General features: G+C 60.7%; 17 protein-coding genes and 1 riboswitch. Of the genes, 10 read left to right on the top strand and 7 right to left on the bottom strand.

Going from position 1 to position 16,522, the window contains the following annotated elements; translation table 11 throughout:
- Positions 1-102 precede the first annotated feature (102 nt).
- Positions 103-795, top strand: coding sequence for a glutathione S-transferase family protein (locus U5A82_RS00800; RefSeq protein ID WP_326287900.1), 693 nt, complete (start codon positions 103-105; stop codon positions 793-795).
- Between the two features lie 177 nt (positions 796-972).
- Here the strand turns inward: U5A82_RS00800 and U5A82_RS00795 are convergent, their stop codons facing one another.
- From U5A82_RS00795 to U5A82_RS00785, 3 genes are all read right to left on the bottom strand, one after another.
- Positions 973-1,689 (bottom strand): GNAT family N-acetyltransferase, encoded by a 717-nt coding sequence (locus tag U5A82_RS00795; RefSeq protein WP_326287903.1) that lies wholly within the window; start codon positions 1,687-1,689, stop codon positions 973-975.
- A gap of 141 nt (positions 1,690-1,830) precedes the next feature.
- On the bottom strand, positions 1,831-2,553 hold the full coding sequence (locus U5A82_RS00790; RefSeq protein ID WP_326287902.1) for a hypothetical protein: 723 nt from the start codon (positions 2,551-2,553) through the stop codon (positions 1,831-1,833).
- 18 nt (positions 2,554-2,571) lie between these two features.
- Complete coding sequence (locus U5A82_RS00785; RefSeq protein ID WP_326287900.1) at positions 2,572-3,264, bottom strand: glutathione S-transferase family protein; 693 nt, start codon at positions 3,262-3,264, stop codon at positions 2,572-2,574.
- Between the two features lie 106 nt (positions 3,265-3,370).
- Here U5A82_RS00785 and U5A82_RS00780 point away from each other — a divergent pair, with 106 nt between their 5' ends.
- The 3 genes from U5A82_RS00780 (at position 3,371) to U5A82_RS00770 (ending at position 5,981) form a co-directional block, all read left to right on the top strand.
- Positions 3,371-3,934 carry a TetR/AcrR family transcriptional regulator gene (locus U5A82_RS00780; RefSeq protein ID WP_326287899.1) on the top strand — a complete coding sequence of 188 codons (564 nt, stop codon included), beginning with the start codon at positions 3,371-3,373 and terminating at the stop codon, positions 3,932-3,934.
- Positions 3,935-4,040: 106 nt separating this feature from the next.
- A riboswitch (SAM-I-IV-variant riboswitch) is annotated at positions 4,041-4,146 on the top strand.
- Between the two features lie 38 nt (positions 4,147-4,184).
- The gene (locus U5A82_RS00775; RefSeq protein ID WP_326287897.1) at positions 4,185-5,033 is read left to right on the top strand and encodes a ChbG/HpnK family deacetylase; all 849 of its coding nucleotides are present in this window, start codon (positions 4,185-4,187) and stop codon (positions 5,031-5,033) included.
- Positions 5,034-5,168: 135 nt separating this feature from the next.
- Positions 5,169-5,981 (top strand): APH(3')-I family aminoglycoside O-phosphotransferase, encoded by an 813-nt coding sequence (locus tag U5A82_RS00770; RefSeq protein ID WP_326287896.1) that lies wholly within the window; start codon positions 5,169-5,171, stop codon positions 5,979-5,981.
- A gap of 84 nt (positions 5,982-6,065) precedes the next feature.
- Here the strand turns inward: U5A82_RS00770 and U5A82_RS00765 are convergent, their stop codons facing one another.
- The 3 genes from U5A82_RS00765 to U5A82_RS00755 form a co-directional block, all read right to left on the bottom strand.
- The gene (locus tag U5A82_RS00765) at positions 6,066-7,298 is read right to left on the bottom strand and encodes a PstS family phosphate ABC transporter substrate-binding protein (protein WP_326287894.1); all 1,233 of its coding nucleotides are present in this window, start codon (positions 7,296-7,298) and stop codon (positions 6,066-6,068) included.
- A 208-nt stretch (positions 7,299-7,506) separates the two neighbouring features.
- Positions 7,507-8,232, bottom strand: coding sequence for a hypothetical protein (locus U5A82_RS00760; protein WP_326287892.1), 726 nt, complete (start codon positions 8,230-8,232; stop codon positions 7,507-7,509).
- Positions 8,233-8,234: 2 nt separating this feature from the next.
- Entirely contained in the window at positions 8,235-10,370 is a 2,136-nt protein-coding gene (locus tag U5A82_RS00755; protein WP_326287890.1) for a TonB-dependent siderophore receptor, read from the bottom strand.
- Positions 10,371-10,697: 327 nt separating this feature from the next.
- Between U5A82_RS00755 and U5A82_RS00750 the strand changes: the two genes are divergently transcribed.
- Positions 10,698-11,066, top strand: a complete 369-nt coding sequence (locus U5A82_RS00750) for a hypothetical protein (RefSeq protein ID WP_326287889.1) — start codon at positions 10,698-10,700, stop codon at positions 11,064-11,066.
- A 219-nt stretch (positions 11,067-11,285) separates the two neighbouring features.
- On the opposite strand, the gene U5A82_RS00745 is transcribed toward U5A82_RS00750, so the two are convergent.
- On the bottom strand, positions 11,286-11,498 hold the full coding sequence (locus U5A82_RS00745; protein WP_326287887.1) for a uracil-DNA glycosylase family protein: 213 nt from the start codon (positions 11,496-11,498) through the stop codon (positions 11,286-11,288).
- Positions 11,499-11,620: 122 nt separating this feature from the next.
- Here U5A82_RS00745 and U5A82_RS00740 point away from each other — a divergent pair, with 122 nt between their 5' ends.
- From U5A82_RS00740 to U5A82_RS00720, 5 genes are all read left to right on the top strand, one after another.
- Entirely contained in the window at positions 11,621-12,100 is a 480-nt protein-coding gene (locus U5A82_RS00740) for a hypothetical protein (protein ID WP_326287885.1), read from the top strand.
- A gap of 8 nt (positions 12,101-12,108) precedes the next feature.
- Positions 12,109-12,477 (top strand): DUF305 domain-containing protein, encoded by a 369-nt coding sequence (locus U5A82_RS00735; RefSeq protein ID WP_326287884.1) that lies wholly within the window; start codon positions 12,109-12,111, stop codon positions 12,475-12,477.
- Positions 12,478-12,479: 2 nt separating this feature from the next.
- The gene (locus U5A82_RS00730; RefSeq protein WP_442802125.1) at positions 12,480-13,907 is read left to right on the top strand and encodes a YncE family protein; all 1,428 of its coding nucleotides are present in this window, start codon (positions 12,480-12,482) and stop codon (positions 13,905-13,907) included.
- Between the two features lie 545 nt (positions 13,908-14,452).
- Entirely contained in the window at positions 14,453-15,328 is an 876-nt protein-coding gene (locus U5A82_RS00725) for an alpha/beta fold hydrolase (RefSeq protein WP_326287881.1), read from the top strand.
- Positions 15,329-15,334: 6 nt separating this feature from the next.
- Complete coding sequence (locus U5A82_RS00720) at positions 15,335-16,468, top strand: PAS domain-containing sensor histidine kinase (protein WP_326287880.1); 1,134 nt, start codon at positions 15,335-15,337, stop codon at positions 16,466-16,468.
- Positions 16,469-16,522 lie beyond the last annotated feature (54 nt).

The following is a 16,522-nucleotide window of genomic DNA, read 5'->3' as shown; positions in this document are numbered from 1 at the left end:
TATCCATGCGTTGGCTCGCCTATCAAATGACAGATAGGGCGTTGAAGTTCATCGGAGCCCCTGATAGCACATCTATCAATTGGCAGACAGATAGGATGAATTATGAAAATCTATGATCGTGAAGCTGCGCCACACCCAGCGCGCATTCGTATCGTGCTTGCCGAAAAGGGGCTGGACGAGCAGGTAGAGTTTGTCAGTATCGATCTTATCGCCGCAGAGCAGAAGCAGCCTGAGTTCCTGGCCATGAATCCGATCGGAAAAATCCCGGTTCTGGAGCTTGAAGACGGCACGATCATTTCTGAATCGACGGCTATCACGGAATATCTCGACAATCTGGATGGCAATCCGATCCTGACTGGCAAGACCCCGCGTGAAAAGGGCCTGATCCACATGATGCAGCGCCGTGCAGAGATGATGCTGATCGATGCCGTCGACGATTATTTCCATTATGGAACGCCTGGCCTTGGCGCAGCGCTGCGGCCATGGCGGATGCCTGACTGGAGCGGAGCGAAGGAATGGGGGCAGCGGCGGGGCGGATATGCCGTGGCTAATCTGCCGTACTTCAACGATATTTTGGCAAAACAAGCGTTCCTGGCGGGGGACGAGTTCTCGATGTCAGACATCACATTGTTCGCAGGCCTGATGTTTGCTGATCTCGTGGGTTTGCCGGTGGCTTCGGAACTTACCGCACTTCATAACTGGCGCGACAAGGTGTCCAACCGCCCCGCAGTGAAAAACCGCAGCGGGCAGACAATGCATCCGGAGGATTTGGCGCGTCACAGTGGCGCGGCGTAGCATTCTCGACCTATCTTTTTGCGACTGCTGGCGCGACCGGCGGCAATCACATGGCGCGCGGCATGGCGGCTATCGCCTGATTGTCGGGCGTTGGGGGCTGTACATAGGTTTTCTGGTACACTCCGCTAAGATGTTCGCATTCCCGAAAGCGAGCATCAATCAGGAGGTGCGCGCGCCTTAGAAGCGTTTTTGAAGAAACAGTCGCTTCTGGCCGATGGGATGATCCTTCAGTTCGCCAAACACTTCGAAGCCCAGCTTTTCATAAAAGCCGCGTGCCTGGAACTCATAGGTATCAAGCCACAGACCAATGCAGTCGTTTGCACGCGCAATGCTCTCGGCTTCGTTCATCAACCTCTTGCCATAGCTCCCGCCTCTGTGCTCTTCGGGGACGGCCAGAAGCTCCACGAACAACCAATCATAGGAGCATTTACCCCATAAGCCGCCGATGTGAACGCCATGCTCGTCCGTCAGCAATATCGCAACCGACCGCATATGCGGGTCGCCACCGTGGGCGATATTGTAGGCACGAAGCGGTGCAGCGATCGCTTCACGGTCGGCATCGGACGGGTTGTCAGGAATTGTGATACTGAGTGTCATACGGATGGCGTAACTAAACCTAATTCCAAATTGAAGTCCTTCCGTAAACCAACGAGGAGCGGAGAAGCTCGCTCGCCGATCAAACTGACGGCGACAGACGATTTTTGCTTTCGCGAGTCCTGTTTGGGTTTGGATTTCCTCCATGATCGGAGCGGACTGGAACCAGATCACACTGCCACCAGTCCTGTGCCGCCAATCACATGAAACGCGCCGGTCCATGCTGGCGGTCGCGGCCAGGTGCCAGATCAGCGCCGATGCTCCCTGACGGAAAACCCGGCCACCGGCGTTGTCGGACACTTTCTCAATCCGACAGTGATTTTCGGACATTCCACGGGATCACAGGACCGCGCAATTCCGTGCGCGCCGGATTTTCGGCGGAACCGCGTGACGGCTGCCTGAGATTCATGTGATTGCCGACACCCATTAATGTGCGTGTGTTCATGGCTTAATGGGATTGGGATCGCGCCCGAAATCATTCCGCGCTGTATTGTAGGGGGTTTTATATAGCGTGGGCCACTTCTCCCGATATCGCTCCCAATCGGGATGATAGCTTTGCAGCAGCCAGCGCCGATAGATTTCGGCGGCCTCTAACCGATCCGGGCCAGATTCTATTCCAGCATCCTCGGCCGCCATGTCCTGAATCTGCGGAATTGCTTCAAGCGGTATGAAAAGGCGTAGGACGCGCGCTCGGAAACCGGGGTCTCCATCACTTGACCACTTTGGAGAAACGCCCACGGCCGTCAATCTGGCGATCGAAGTCAGAAAGACGGGGTTTGCTTCCAACATGGATCGGCGGGTATCGGCCTTGGCGTTCATGACAGCGATTTCCTCCGACGTTGCACCACCCGACGCGCCGGAAAGCGAAATATCCTCCCAAAGCTGCATATCCTGATTACGCGGATCACGTTTTGTAAGTGTCGTCATGAAACCATTGAGCAGCCACAGCGGCGACACCCGCTTAAGAAAACCGCAGAGAAAATCTTCATCCTCTCGATTGTCCGAATGCTCCGCCATGTCACCCCACACCATACAGCCCAGCGAACTCGCTTCCGGCGCAATAACGGAATTTTCCTTAAGAAACGGGCGACGTGCGCGAAAATCAGGCGATAGCCGCCATGCCGCGCGCCATGTGATTGCCGCCGGTCGCGCCAGCAGTCGCAAAAAGATAGGTCGAGAATGCTACGCCGCGCCACTGTGACGCGCCAAATCCTCCGGATGCATTGTCTGCCCGCTGCGGTTTTTCACTGCGGGGCGGTTGGACACCTTGTCGCGCCAGTTATGAAGTGCGGTAAGTTCCGAAGCCACCGGCAAACCCACGAGATCAGCAAACATCAGGCCTGCGAACAATGTGATGTCTGACATCGAGAACTCGTCCCCCGCCAGGAACGCTTGTTTTGCCAAAATATCGTTGAAGTACGGCAGATTAGCCACGGCATATCCGCCCCGCCGCTGCCCCCATTCCTTCGCTCCGCTCCAGTCAGGCATCCGCCATGGCCGCAGCGCTGCGCCAAGGCCAGGCGTTCCATAATGGAAATAATCGTCGACGGCATCGATCAGCATCATCTCTGCACGGCGCTGCATCATGTGGATCAGGCCCTTTTCACGCGGGGTCTTGCCAGTCAGGATCGGATTGCCATCCAGATTGTCGAGATATTCCGTGATAGCCGTCGATTCAGAAATGATCGTGCCGTCTTCAAGCTCCAGAACCGGGATTTTTCCGATCGGATTCATGGCCAGGAACTCAGGCTGCTTCTGCTCTGCGGCGATAAGATCGATACTGACAAACTCTACCTGCTCGTCCAGCCCCTTTTCGGCAAGCACGATACGAATGCGCGCTGGGTGTGGCGCAGCTTCACGATCATAGATTTTCATAATTCATCCTATCTGTCTGCCAATTGATAGATGTGCTATCAGGGGCTCCGATGAACTTCAACGCCCTATCTGTCATTTGATAGGCGAGCCAACGCATGGATATCAGATGACCGTAAATACAAGAGAACTGATCCTGGATGCTGCACGGCGAACTGCTCAGGCACATGGGTATGGCGGGCTAAACTTTCGCGATTTGGCAGCGGAGGTCGGCATTAAGGCGGCCAGCATCCACTATTATTTTCCGGCCAAAGCGGAACTTGGTGCTGCAGTGGCAAGGCGTTATTGGGAGGACGCAGCCGCTGCTTTGGACGTGCTGTCCGACCAGACGCAGGACCCGCTCGAAAGTCTGCGCCGCTACCCCAATATGTTTCGCAAGGCACTGGAGAATGATAACAGGATGTGCCTTGGAAGCTTTATGGCCGCTGAGTATGATGATCTGCCAGCACCGATAAAGAAGGAGGTTCAGGCTTTTGCCGACGTCAACATCGCGTGGCTGAGCAGACAACTGGCCGCTGCGGCGCTTGCTGCTTCCAAAGTAAACGAGCAGAAAGCACGTGCAATATTCGCGGCGATCGTCGGCGCACAACTTCTATCAAGAAGCCGGGCAGACATTTCGGTCTACGATTCGGTAATCAATATTTACCGCACCGCTGGCCTCCTGCCGGAATAACGTGCCCGCCACAGCCCATGATCGAAAATCAGGCGGTTGCCGCCATGTCGCCCGCCGTGTGTTTGGCGTCAGGCATTGCGGAAGGAAGTCACAGACCGTAAGCTGCGGACAACATCAAGAGTTGGGCCGACGCCCAACGCCAACCTGCCGATCCGGGCAAGGTGGCTCCCTGAAAGGGGGATGTGGCCAAACCGGCAACAAAACGGAGCAAGCCACCAAGCGTCGAGCCAGTGAAAGGGAACGACGCATTGTGTCTAAACAAACTACAGCCCTTAATCAGAGACTTGGATTTCGTGCTGAGGATCGACTGCTCATTGTCAACTGCGACGATGTGGGATCGAGCCATAGCGCAAACGTGGCGGCCCTCCGTGCCATGACCTCCGGTGTCGCCACCAGCGCATCGCTTATGGTTCCCTGCCCTTGGGCGGCCGAGGCAGCACGTATGTTCGATGGATTGCCGGTTGGCGTGCATTTGACCCTGACCAGCGAACATGCAGGCTATCGCTGGCGGAGTCTGACCGGAGGTGCATCGCTCCGCGACGCCAGCGGTTTTCTGCCTGCCACGACCGCGACCGCTCTTAGTCAGCAAGATTTGGACGAAGTCCGCGCCGAGTGTCGCGCCCAGGTCGACACCGCCATCGCATGGGGTGTCGATGTCACCCACATCGACACGCATATGGATGTTCTGCACGCGAACCAGGCGCTATTCGCAATTTACCTCGATCTGGCGTCCGAGATCGACGTACCGGTTCGCCTTCCTCTCCAATCGGACTTTCCGGCTCGCGAGTTATCGGTGTCGCGGGGTGTCCTGTCGGTGGATCATCTTATCTACACCTGGCCGCTTCTTACCCGCGACGTGATATTCGAGGTGTGTCCGACATTGCCTTGCGGAGTCACGGAGCTGTTCGCTCATCCCGTTTTAGATGGTAAGGAACTTCGCGGCTACGACCTTCACCATGCGGATATTCGCGTTCATGATGCCGCAGCGCTGATCGATCCTAGCGTTGCTGCGCTACTCGACGAGAATATGGTGCACCGGATCAGTTATCGAGAGTTGCGGGCCTTGCAACGGACAACGAACGCCGTTCCGCCGATCTAGGGCGGTCCCATCCCATGCCGAAAATCAGGCGATTGCCACCGTGCGATTGCCGTCAGGTAAAAAGCGCCCACCGTCAGCGTCTTGTCTCCAAAGGTATCCTGAGCCAAGCTCGAATGCTGAGGAGGCCGCTAATTAGTGAATGGAGACCGAGAATACCCTTGTGAAGCTGTGTCCGTACCAGCGGGCCTGTCCGCGTCATTGGAAGGGTATGAATGGGCGCGCGATAACGTCGGGGAATCAGGCGGTGCTGTTTACCGACTGCATGGCAAGACCGGCGCGCCTGACCTGTTTCTCAAGCACGGCCAAAGCTCCGTCGCTGACGACATAACCGACGAAATGGTCCGACTGCGTTGGTTGGAGAGGCACATCCCCGTTCCGGCCGTCGAAGGCTTCGTCGCCACGCAGGACGAGGCATGGCTGCTGATGACGGCGATGCCCGGACGCACCGCATATCAGCTTCTAGAGGCGCAGTCGGATGCCCGCGCTGGGATAGTCGATGCGCTCGCAACATTCCTGCGACGTCTGCATGCGATTCCGGTCAGTGCATGTCCCTTCACTAGCGATCACACCTACCGCCTTGCCAAGGCGCGCGAACAAATCGACGCGGGTATGGTTGAGGAAGATGATTTCGACGATGAGCGCGAAGGCTGGACGGCGGAACAGGTGTGGGAAGCTATGCAGCGCCTGCTACCGATGCCATCCGACGCCGTCGTCACGCATGGCGATTTCTCGCTCGACAATATTCTGATGCTCGAAGGTGAGGTGGTCGGGTGCATTGATGCCGGACGGGTCGGAATCGCGGACCGCTACCAAGACCTTGCCATCCTGTGGAGTTGTCTCGGAGAATTCGACCCTTCGCTTCAGGAGAGACTTCTGACGCAATATGGTGTCACCGAGTTAGACCGGCGCAAGTTGCAATTCCACCTGATGCTGGACGAGCTATTCTAGCCGTTGTACGCCAATCAGGCTTTTGCCGACATGCCGCCCGCCGTGTGTTTTGCGTCGGCTCAGTTTCAAGTTATTTGCTGTATTTTATAAACCTACGACTATGGCTCGTTCCGCGGCAAGGTCGTTCCAATCAAGCGGCACGTAGCCGTCGTCCTCTTCGCCATGGCGGGCGATGATCGCCTGTCCTTCGTCCGAGAGCAGGAAGCGCAGCAGGCCCTTAGCCACCGGGTCGAGTGGTTTGCCCGGCGCCTTGTCAACGTAGATGTTGAGGAAGTACGATATCGGCCACGCCCCCCGATCCGCTCCCGCCCGGGGCAGGACGTAGGGGCCGCCTTCGCGTGCGGACAGCGGCAGGACGCGTACGCCGGCCGGAGCCTCACCCGCATCGATCCACGTCGCATAGCCGACCCCCTGCGGGTCGGACGCGATGGCGGCGAGGATCGCTTTGCCGTTTGGCATCGCCTGGTAGCGGGCGCTGAACGGCAGCCCGTCCAGCTTCGACGCGCGCATTGCCGAGCCGAACCCGCCATCGTCGCGCGCGCCATAGACGTGGATCGGGCCCGCCGTGCCGCCCAGCTTCGACCAGTCGGCAATGTCGCCGCCCGGTGCTCCGGCTGCGAAGACGCGCTTCACTTGTGTCATCGACATTCCGGCAAGCGGGTTGCGCGCGTTGACGTAGATCGCGGGCGGTGTCTTGCCGCCCGCGCGGGGGCCGTGGCTGGCATAGGCGATGCGGATGCGCACCGGATTGTAGCCCTTTACCTGCCGGAAGCCGTCTAGGTCGTTCTCCCACAGCTCGCGGCCCATCGGCGCGAAGATCGTGGTTCCAGCGGTCAGCGCAGGGATGGCGGTGGAGGAGCCGCGCAAGTCGGCAGTGAACCGGACCTGGGGCGCTTGGCGCGAATAGGCGGCGAGCATGTCGGGCATGATCGTCGTCAGTGTATCGCTGCCGATGATCGACAGGCTGCCGTCCGGTGCGACGTAGCCCGGTCCGCGCTGCGGGATCGAGATCCCGCGCAGGCTTGCGATCCGTTCCCGCGCATCCGCCAGCGCGGCGGCATCGAGCGGCTTGTACATCGCCAACGCCGCTTTCACTCGCGCCTGTCCGTCGTCCGAGAACAGCGCCTGCAGTAACGGCTTCACCCGTTCATCGACGGCGCCATCCTTGTCGCAGCGGGCGTAAAGGTAAAGCCCCTGCATGGCGGGCACCGCCAGCGGCAGTCCGCCAGAAAAGCGGCGGACTGCGGCGCGCTCGATCACGGTCATCTCGCGGGGGATTATGGCGAGCGCGATGGTCCCTTGCGTCAGTAGCGGCATCGCGCCGGAAGAGCCGACGATGCGGGGGACACGCCGCTGGCTGCAGCCGCAATCGCATCCGCCTCAGGCCCACCGCCGACCGCGAGGCGCCCATCCGCTAAGACGTAGCGCGCCAGCAGCGGCTGCGCCTCGGGGATGGGGCCGCTGTCCTGCGCCGATGCGGAGCCCGTGAGCAGGGCGCATGCCAGCGCGAAACCGGCCGCGCGCTTCACTTCTTCACCTTGCACAATTTCGCCCCCGTGCGCGCCCATTGGATCGCGGCGTCGAACAGCCTGCGGCCGGTCTGGGTCATGCGGGTGAAGCTGTTGTTCTCCATGCCGATGAACACACGGCGCGCGGGCGCGAGGTGGTCGTGGTCCATTGTCGCGCCTGCTTCGTAGCCGAACAGGGTCGCCTTGTCCGGCTCGCCGGGCCAGGTCATGATGACGTCCGCGCCGAGCCCAGGCTGGCCCCAGCCCGCGGGTGTGCGCGCCTCGGTCCAAGTGCCCAGGCCCGCCGGAATGCCCGCCGCCATCGGATGCGGCGCGCGTACCAGCCAGAAATAGTGGCCCGTCTCCAGTTCGCCGAAGTCGGTGTCGCGGCGCAGGCCGGTCATCCACAAGTCGTCGAGCAGGTCGTTCTCCCAGGTCACCAGCGGCACGCCCATCTCGCGCCAACGGGTGATAGCCGTGCGGTTAGCGGTGAACTGGTTGGAGCGCACCGTCGAGGACATGACGACCAGATCGAACCCGCAAGGATCCTGCGCACCATCCAGCCCTTCACTGGTTGTGACGGAATAGCCCATCGCCTCAAGCCGCGCCTTGACATCAGGGTCGGCCGAGCCACCGGGGGGATCGGCGCGCATCAGGAACAGCACCCTGCCTGCATCTGCCGCCGATGCGGGCGCCGCACCGATGGCCAGCGCCAACAGCGCGGCAGCGAACGCCTTCTTCATCGTCAGAACCCTCCGCTCAGGCCGAGGAGGAAGCTGCGACCCTCGCCCGGCGTGATCTGCGCCCGCGAAACGGTACTGGAGATGTAGTACTCATTAGTGATATTTTTGACGTTCACCGTCAGGCGCACCTTGTCGGCCAGCTTGTACCACAGGCTGGAATCGAAGCGGGTGTAGCCACCGACCGAGAAGCTGTTCTCCAGATTGCCCATGCGATTGCTTGCTGCAATTACGCCGCCGCCAAAACCGAAGCGGCTGAGCGGACCGTCCACGGGCTCCAGCGTCACCCACAGGCTGCCGCTCCATTTGGGCACGCCGATAAGCTTGTTGCCCCTGGCATAGTCGGTGGAGGAGCGCACGGTGGCGTCTGTGTAAGCCGCGTTGGCGATGATCTTGATGCTCGGCGTGATCGCGCCGGACATGTCGAACTCGACGCCCTGCGAGCGCTGCACCCCAGCGTTGATGTTGTAGCCGACGTTGTTGGGGTCCTGCTGCGTCACGTTCTCACGCGTCAGCTGGTAGACCGACAGCGTGAAGGCGAGGCGGCCGCCGAACAGTTCGGCCTTGATGCCCGCTTCGTACTGCTTGCCCTTTTCCGGATCAATCGGCTTGCCGTCGATGGTCGGCTCGGGCTTGGACTGGAACGAACGAGTGAAGTCGGCGAACAGCGAGACGTTCGGCACTGGCTTGAACACCACGCCCACGCGCGGCGACCATGCCTTATCGTCCGAGGCATAATCGGTGGTGCCGTGGTCCGACTGCTGGGCGTGGTCGTAGCGCACGCCGGCCAGCAGGTTGATCTTGTCCCCGATGTCGATCTGGTCCTGCAAGTAGCCCGACAGCGACTTGGACTGCACCTCGCGGTCGGCAGCGGGAACGAACGTTCCCGGCGTCGCGCCGTAGACCGGATCGTCGATGTTGATCGCGGCCAGCGTGGCGCGCGCGAATGTTCGGAAGCGGTAGGACTTCACATACTCGCCGCCGAACACCACGGTGTGCCCGATGCCGCCGGTGGAGAAGCGTGCGACCATGTCCGCCTGCGCATCGTAGTTGTGGTTGTTCTCGTGCTGCTCAACAGCGGTGCGGGAGACGGTACGCGCGCCCGTGATGCCATTCACCGCGACGGTGGTGCCGTAGTTGATGCCGAACAGGTTGAGCTTGCCCTCATCGTAGTGACCGATCTGCCGGACGGTCAACCAGTCGGTCAGTTCATGCTCGATGCGGTAGTTGAATTCGTAGCGGCTGGATTCGGTGGTCGCCCAGGCTTCGCCTAGGAACCGCTCGCGGGGGAGGTTGACGACGAGGCCGCCGTCGGCGTCGGCAGTGGCCACGATGCCGCGATCGGTCTGGTTCTTCTGATGCGCATAGGTAAGGCTGGCGATGACGCGGGTGCGATCGGTGGGCTCCCACAGCACTGAGCCGGACAGGAACTGGCGACGGTAGGGCTGGAACACGTCCCGGAAAGTATCGCCGGTCTGCGCGGCGGCGATGAAGCGCACTGCCAGCGTCTTGGCCGCGTCCACTGGGCCGGTAACGTCCACCTGCCCGCGCATGAAGTCGTTGCTGCCGCCCTGCACGGAGAAGTTCATCCCCCGCTCGAAGCGCGGCTGCTTGGTGACGATGTTGATGAGGCCGCCCGGATCGCCGCGCCCGTAAAGTACCGAGGCCGGGCCCTTGAGCACCTCGATGCGCTCCACGTTAGCGAGGTCGCGGTAGCTGTCGTTGGTTTCGATCGCCGGACTGAGCATGATCGAGTCGATGGCGTAATACGATGAGCGGAAGCCGCGGATGGTGAAACTCTCCGAGCGATTGCCCGCGTCGGTGCCCGCCTGGATGCCGCTGACATTGCGCAGCGCGCTGGTGAGGTCGAGGATCTGCTGATCGTCGATAACGTCGCGGGGCACGAACTGGATCGACTGCGGCACATCCATGATGCTGGTGCCGGTGCGCGTGGCGGTGGTCAGCTGATCGACCTTGTAATCCTCACTGCGGGTGCCGAGCACAGTGATTTCGGAAGAACTGACATCCTGCGGTCCAGCGTCGGCGGCGGCGTCAGCGAAAGCGGGCATGGCGACAGTCGCGGCCAGAATGAGGGCAAGCGAACTCGCCCCGGCCCTGAGGCGGGAATTCTCAGCGTACATTTCTTTGGTGCTCCCCGAGGGTGATCTATATTGTGGGGCGCATTTATTGCTATTGCGAGCTCATTGCAAGTTTGTACATAAATCTCGGCGGGGCCACGCCTAATCCCACTGTCTCTCTGAGACTGCGTCGATCGATCTTGCCCTTTTACACGGAAATCAGGCGGTTTGCGTCGTCCCGCGCCGAACCGTGGACAACGAGCACGCTGGCTGTGCAACGGCAAGATATGATGTTTGGAGCTCAGCTCATGAGGATGCGTCCTTGTGCTGGCCATTTAAGCGCACGCCGGGTTTGCCGTTATCATCGATATGGTATCTGCAATCTCCTCAGTGAACGTGTTGACCTCGATCAGGCCAATGCCAATCCCCGCTCGCCTTTTGGAAGTGGACAAAGACAGCGCGAACGATCCCAAGGTTTCAGCCCGAGCGCCTGATGAAGCCGCCTCCAATTCGAAGAGAGCGGATGACGCCGAAAAACCCAGTGCCGACGCATCAGTCAAACAGCAGCAAAAGACCGTAGTGGATCAAAGGACGATCGATGCGGGATCTGTACAGGTCACCGTCATCTCCTACAGCGACGGATCGTCGGAAACACTCGAGAAGATCAAAAATGCGGAGCAGTTCGGCCTCAGCAATTCCGGATCGGAAAAACTAACCTCACCTCCACCGAAAGGCGTGATAGTCGACAAATTTGCCTAATAAACACCTTTGTCGCGCTGCAGCTTGAGTGATTGACGGAGTGCGAAAGGCGGCAGCCTCCTTGGCTGGTCGATGCGTCTGCCCCACAGATAAGCATTAGCCGCCGCATCCATGTGATTTCCGACAGCGCAAAACTGCCGATTGTAGCCGACCGGGTTGGCGGGACGCCTTCGCCGGAACACCTCGACCAGATCGTCAGGGCCTAGCGGGTACAGTCGCTCAATCGTGGCGGGTACGCTTTGGTCCAGGGCCGGGCGTTTCCAAGAGCAGCAAGAGACGGGCATCGATCCCGCCATCAGTCGGATCGAAATGCGGGACAGCTTTTCCGTCGATCAGCAGTGTTTGTCGCCAGGCCTCGAGCGGCAGGACGCGCGTCTCCGACAGTGCCCGACGTCTTTCTTCGATCACTTCGGGATCATCAAGGCAGGCCATTCATCTCCATTCGTGATCGGAACGACAAATATCATCGGTTGGATCGATGACTGGCAACGCGCCACCTAGGTCACAGGTACAGCGACGCAGCGATTGCAGCGCTGTCGATCAGGAGATCCGACATGGCAACGCGCATCCTGGAGAGCGAGTTTCAGCCCAAGGCAGTGGTGGAAGGAACGACGCGACCGGCATCACGCTTGGTCCGATCCGATGATCCCTACGCCGAACTGGAGCGACCGGCGCCCGGCGCCGCCAGTCGCGAGGTTCATCCTAATGTGCTCGTTGCGCTGGTGGGCTTCTATGCAATGATGGTCGGGTCATTCTGGGCCTTCTTCGCACGCGATGCGGCAGCGGCAGGTGTCCTCGTCGTCGTGACGCTGTTCATGGTCATGTATTTTTCGCTGATCGTCGGCGGTATTCTGCTCGCTGACAGTGCTGCGCCGGGCGAGCGGCAGCGCAGCTTTGGAGAGTTCCTGCGCGGCCCGGTCGAAATCCTCGCCGGCACGATCAGCGGCCGGGAAGCGACTGTACAAATATTGCTGCTGCCGGCGGCGATGATGACACCGGCTGCCATCATAGGCGTTATTGCCAGACTATCATGAGAAGGGGCATGCGCTTGAAACTGATACTGGGCCTTGCCGGCCTCGGCCTCGCGGCATCCGCAGGCGCGCTCGCAGCGGCGCCGCAGGACTTCGCCACCGACATGGCCGCCGCGATGGTGAAGATGCATCATGAGATGATGGTCGCGCCGTCCGGCGATCCGGACCGCGACGTCGCGGCGATGATGATCCCGCATCATCAGGGCGCAATCGAGATGGCACAGGCGCTGCTGCGCTACGGCAAGGACGAACGCCTGCGCCGTCTCGCGCAGGGCATCGTCGTCGAACAGCGTCAGGAGATCGCGGTCATGCAGGCGATCCTTGCCGAGAAGGGCGCACCGCCGAGTGTGCCTCACCAGCATCAGGGAGACGGAAAATGAATATGAGGTATCTCAAGATGGCGCTCGCCATGCCCGCCCTTGGCCTGCTGGCGAACCCCGCATCCGCGCAGCAGGTGCCCAATGCGACGCCCGACCGGCCGATCAGTTCGCAGGACCGCTTCTATACTTCGGACCAGTTTTCCAACACGGTATCGGTCATCGACCCGTCAACCAACCGGCTGCTCGGCGTCATCAAGCTAGGCGATCTGACGCCCGCCAATCTGAGCCCACTCTACAAGGGTCAGCTTCTGGTCCACGGCATGGGCTTCTCACCCGATGGCAGGACGCTGGCGGTGATCTCGATAGGGTCGAACTCGGTCACCTTCATCGATACGGCCACCAACGCGGTCAAGCACACCGCTTATGTCGGCCGCTCGCCGCACGAGGCGTTCTTCCGTCCTGACGGGCGCGAGGTCTGGGTCAGCGTTCGCGGCGAGGACTATATCCAGGTGCTCGATGGAAAGACGTTCGAACCCACCACGCGCATCACCGTCCCGAACGGCCCGGGCATGACGATCTTCTCGCCCGACGGCAAATACGGGTACATTTGCTCGAGCTTCTCGCCCGAGACGGTCGCGATCGACACCAAAGCCAAGAAGATTGTCGGACGTGTCGCCCAAGCTAGCCCCTTCTGCCCTGACATCGCCGCGACCCCCGATGGCAGACAGGTCTGGCTGACGCTCAAGGATGTCGGCAAGGTGATGGTGTTCGATGCCAAGCCGCCGTTCGCTGTCCTTAAGACGATCGACACCGGCGCCATCACCAATCACGTCAACATCGCCCGCACGTCGCGCGGACAGTTCGCCTATGTGACGGTTGGCACGCAGAATATCGTCAAGGTGTTCAGGACCGATACTTTCGAGCAGGTCGCCGCCATCCCGGTCGGCGCGCTGCCGCACGGGTTATGGCCTTCGGGCGACGGCACCCGCATCTATGTTGGGCTGGAGAATGGCGACGGCGCGGCGGTCATCGATACTGCGACCAACCGCCTGCTCACGACCATCCCTATCGGTCAGGGGCCGCAGGGCGTCGCCTATGTGCCGGGCGCGGTGCCTTCGGGCGACGGCATGACCAATCTGGTCCCGCTCGATATGGCCAGCGGCAAGGTCCAGCTGACCCTGTCAGGCCAGGGCCAGAGCCAGGTCACTTTGTTCGATCAGGGGCAGGTCCAGATCCTGCAGGCCGCCGTCGCCGGCCTGCCGCCCAAGCAACCGTTCACGCTTGGACTGGCGACCAAACCCGACGGGACAGGTGCAATTCAACCTCTTGCCAAGTTCATGACCAATCCGGCCGGCGCCGCCATCGTCAACGCCGTCGGGCCGATTCGCCAGATTGTCGCGGATGCTGCCCCGGCCGAGCGCCGTTATTTGGTCATTCGTGCCGGTGATCTGGATTCGCAGGGCGCGGTAGTGCAGAAACAAGGCCATTGAAGCCCGTGCGCCGCTGGCTACTAATTGTGCTCAGCGGCGTTTCATTGCTCTGGCTCGCAGGTCTTTGAAGTTAAGCTCATCGAACGTCCGTGTTTACCGAAAGCGGTCGGGCACCGTCTGACCTGCTAACGACGGCTTTGTCCCACAAGGCGGCATTCACTACCGGCAGCAGCCGACCAGACCCGGTCGTACAGATCCGCCACCGCGAACGTCGACTCCTAACAAAAGCTGCCGATGATCACTGCGAAGTGGATGGGTGGAGTTGGACCACGCGAGTAATGATGATGCATCGAACCGACTTAATCATAGGAGAGGCGGCGACAGCCTACCTCGGAGAGAACGACGATCCCGCCAAGCGGCGCGAAAATCGCTTGGATATACTAACACCTCTCGCGTGCCTCGCGACAAGCTACGCCGGTTAGCAATAGGAACAAGCGCGAGCGGCGGGAGTATGGTATGGATAGAAACTGATCCACCGATGCTGCCTTTCGCACCGGTGCCGCCGAACCTCATTCGAGGCACCGGCGTCCAATTTGGAGCGGCGAATGAAGGTGGTGGAAGCGACCATGAGAAATACCTGCGCAATTGCGCCTCCTTTAGCGGTCGCGACCGGCTCTCTACCTGCGAAGAACTCACCGATCGCGGAGCGTCTCAATGCGACCGTCGGACCCGGTATCGGCACGTCGATGGTTTTCGCGCACGGCTTTGGTTGTGACCAGAATATTTGGCGTAATGTTGCTCCCGCATTTGATACCGATCACCGCACAATCCTGTTCGATCTCGTCGGAGCGGGCGGGTCGGATCCCGATGCCTATGATCCGGTCAAATATGCGATGCTCGACGGCTATGCCGAGGATGTCGTCGCGCTGGCGCGTGAACTCGGGATAGAGAGCGGCATTTTCGTCGGCCATTCGGTCAGCGCGATGATCGGTGTCCTGGCCGCTCGCAAAGCCCCCGAGCTGTTCGATCGCCTCGTGCTGGTCAGCCCGTCGCCGCGCTATATCGACGATGGCGACTATGTCGGCGGTTTCACCGAGGCGCAGATTCTCGAATTGCTCGAGTTTTTGGACTCCAACCACCTCGGCTGGTCGCAAGCGATGGCACCTGTCATCATGGGCAATGCGGATCGTCCCGAGTTGGGCGAGGAACTGGTAGCGAGCTTCTGTCGCACCGATCCCGAAATCGCCAAGCGCTTTGCCCGCACGACCTTCCTCGCTGACAATCGGGCCGACCTGACGGGTATTGAGGCACGGGTGCTCATCCTCCAATGCGCTGAGGACGTGATCGCGCCAGTCTGCGTCGGCGAATATATGCGCGATGCCATTGTCGGTAGCGAACTCGTCATGATCGACGCGACTGGCCATTGCCCCCATCTGAGCGCGCCCGCCGAAACCATCGCGGCGATTAAAGCCTTTGTCTGAACCGACGTGCCGGATCGTGACACCTGTAATGCCCCGTCTGGTACTCCGATCGAAGATTTCGAGGATCTCTTCGAGAACGCGCCGTGCGGCTATCTCTCGACCGACGGCCGGGGCTGCGTCGTGCGTGCCAATCGGACGTTCGCCGACTGGATGGGTAGCAGCACCGAGTCGTTTGAGGGCCGGCGCTTTGCCGATCTGCTCCCAATCGTCGGCAAGGTTTTCTACGAGACCCACTTGGCGCCCTCGCTCCACATGCACGGAAAGATCAGCGAGGTCGCACTCGATCTCGTCCGCGCCGACGGGACCAAGATGCCCGTCCTGCTCAACGCGGTCGAACGGCCGGGTACCGACGAACGACCGACCTTCATTCGCTTTACCATCTTCAGGGCGACCGAGCGCCGGCTCTACGAAAAGGGCTTGCTCGCCGATCGCAACTTTGCGCGGGCCGAAGTCGCGGCTGAACGCGACATCTCGGAACTGCGCGACCAGTTCATCGCCGTGCTGGGGCATGATCTGCGCAATCCGCTCGCCTCGATCGCGAGCGGCCTGCGGTTGCTCGACAAAGAGACGCTCAGCGCGCGCGGTCAGAAGGTGACCAACCTTATGGAAGGCAGCGTCATGCGCGCGGTCGGCCTGATTGACAATGTTCTCGACTTCGCGCGGGGCCGGTTCGGCGGCGGACTGACGCTGGCTCGCAACATGAACGAACCGCTTGAGCCGACTCTGCGGCAGGTCGTCGGCGAGCTTCGATCGGTGACGCACGAGCGCACGATCGAAACAGACTACGACTTGGTGGAGCCAATCGACTGCGATCCCGCCCGAATCGCTCAGATGCTGTCCAACCTCGTCGGCAATGCCGTGACCCACGGAGCGGCCGACCAACCGATTCGGGTCGTGGCGAAGACGGAGGAAGGATTCTTGGAGATCAGCGTCGCCAACGGAGGCGAGCCCATTTCGGACGCGGCGCAGGCGCGCCTGTTTCAGCCCTTCTTTCGGGGCGAGCTTGGTCCCAGCCGCGAAGGCCTTGGGTTGGGGCTCCACATCGCCTCGGAAATCGCCGAGGCGCATGGCGGCACGCTGACGGTCGCATCCGATGCGGCGGAGACCCGCTTCACATTCCGGATGCCGCTCGCGGGCTGAATCCGGCGCTATCGACAAAAGCGCGGCGCTTCGTGGGTCCGAAACACCCTCTGA

Source organism: Sphingobium sp. CR2-8 (genome assembly GCF_035818615.1).
In the GTDB taxonomy this organism is placed as follows: domain Bacteria; phylum Pseudomonadota; class Alphaproteobacteria; order Sphingomonadales; family Sphingomonadaceae; genus Sphingobium.
This window is presented reverse-complemented; position numbering and strand designations above follow the sequence as displayed.

What these genes read in the sequence shown, in the direction of transcription:
- U5A82_RS00725 (WP_326287881.1), top strand. Translation starts at nt 14,453, where the DNA reads ATGAAGGTGGTGGAAGCGACCATGAGAAATACCTGCGCAATTGCGCCT.
- U5A82_RS00740 (WP_326287885.1), top strand. Translation starts at nt 11,621, where the DNA reads ATGGCAACGCGCATCCTGGAGAGCGAGTTTCAGCCCAAGGCAGTGGTG.
- U5A82_RS00735 (WP_326287884.1), top strand. Translation starts at nt 12,109, where the DNA reads ATGCGCTTGAAACTGATACTGGGCCTTGCCGGCCTCGGCCTCGCGGCA.
- U5A82_RS00745 (WP_326287887.1), bottom strand. Translation starts at nt 11,498, where the DNA reads ATGGCCTGCCTTGATGATCCCGAAGTGATCGAAGAAAGACGTCGGGCA.
- U5A82_RS00760 (WP_326287892.1), bottom strand. Translation starts at nt 8,232, where the DNA reads ATGAAGAAGGCGTTCGCTGCCGCGCTGTTGGCGCTGGCCATCGGTGCG.
- U5A82_RS00780 (WP_326287899.1), top strand. Translation starts at nt 3,371, where the DNA reads ATGACCGTAAATACAAGAGAACTGATCCTGGATGCTGCACGGCGAACT.
- U5A82_RS00800 (WP_326287900.1), top strand. Translation starts at nt 103, where the DNA reads ATGAAAATCTATGATCGTGAAGCTGCGCCACACCCAGCGCGCATTCGT.
- U5A82_RS00765 (WP_326287894.1), bottom strand. Translation starts at nt 7,298, where the DNA reads ATGCCGCTACTGACGCAAGGGACCATCGCGCTCGCCATAATCCCCCGC.
- U5A82_RS00730 (WP_442802125.1), top strand. Translation starts at nt 12,480, where the DNA reads ATGAGGTATCTCAAGATGGCGCTCGCCATGCCCGCCCTTGGCCTGCTG.
- U5A82_RS00785 (WP_326287900.1), bottom strand. Translation starts at nt 3,264, where the DNA reads ATGAAAATCTATGATCGTGAAGCTGCGCCACACCCAGCGCGCATTCGT.
- U5A82_RS00755 (WP_326287890.1), bottom strand. Translation starts at nt 10,370, where the DNA reads ATGTACGCTGAGAATTCCCGCCTCAGGGCCGGGGCGAGTTCGCTTGCC.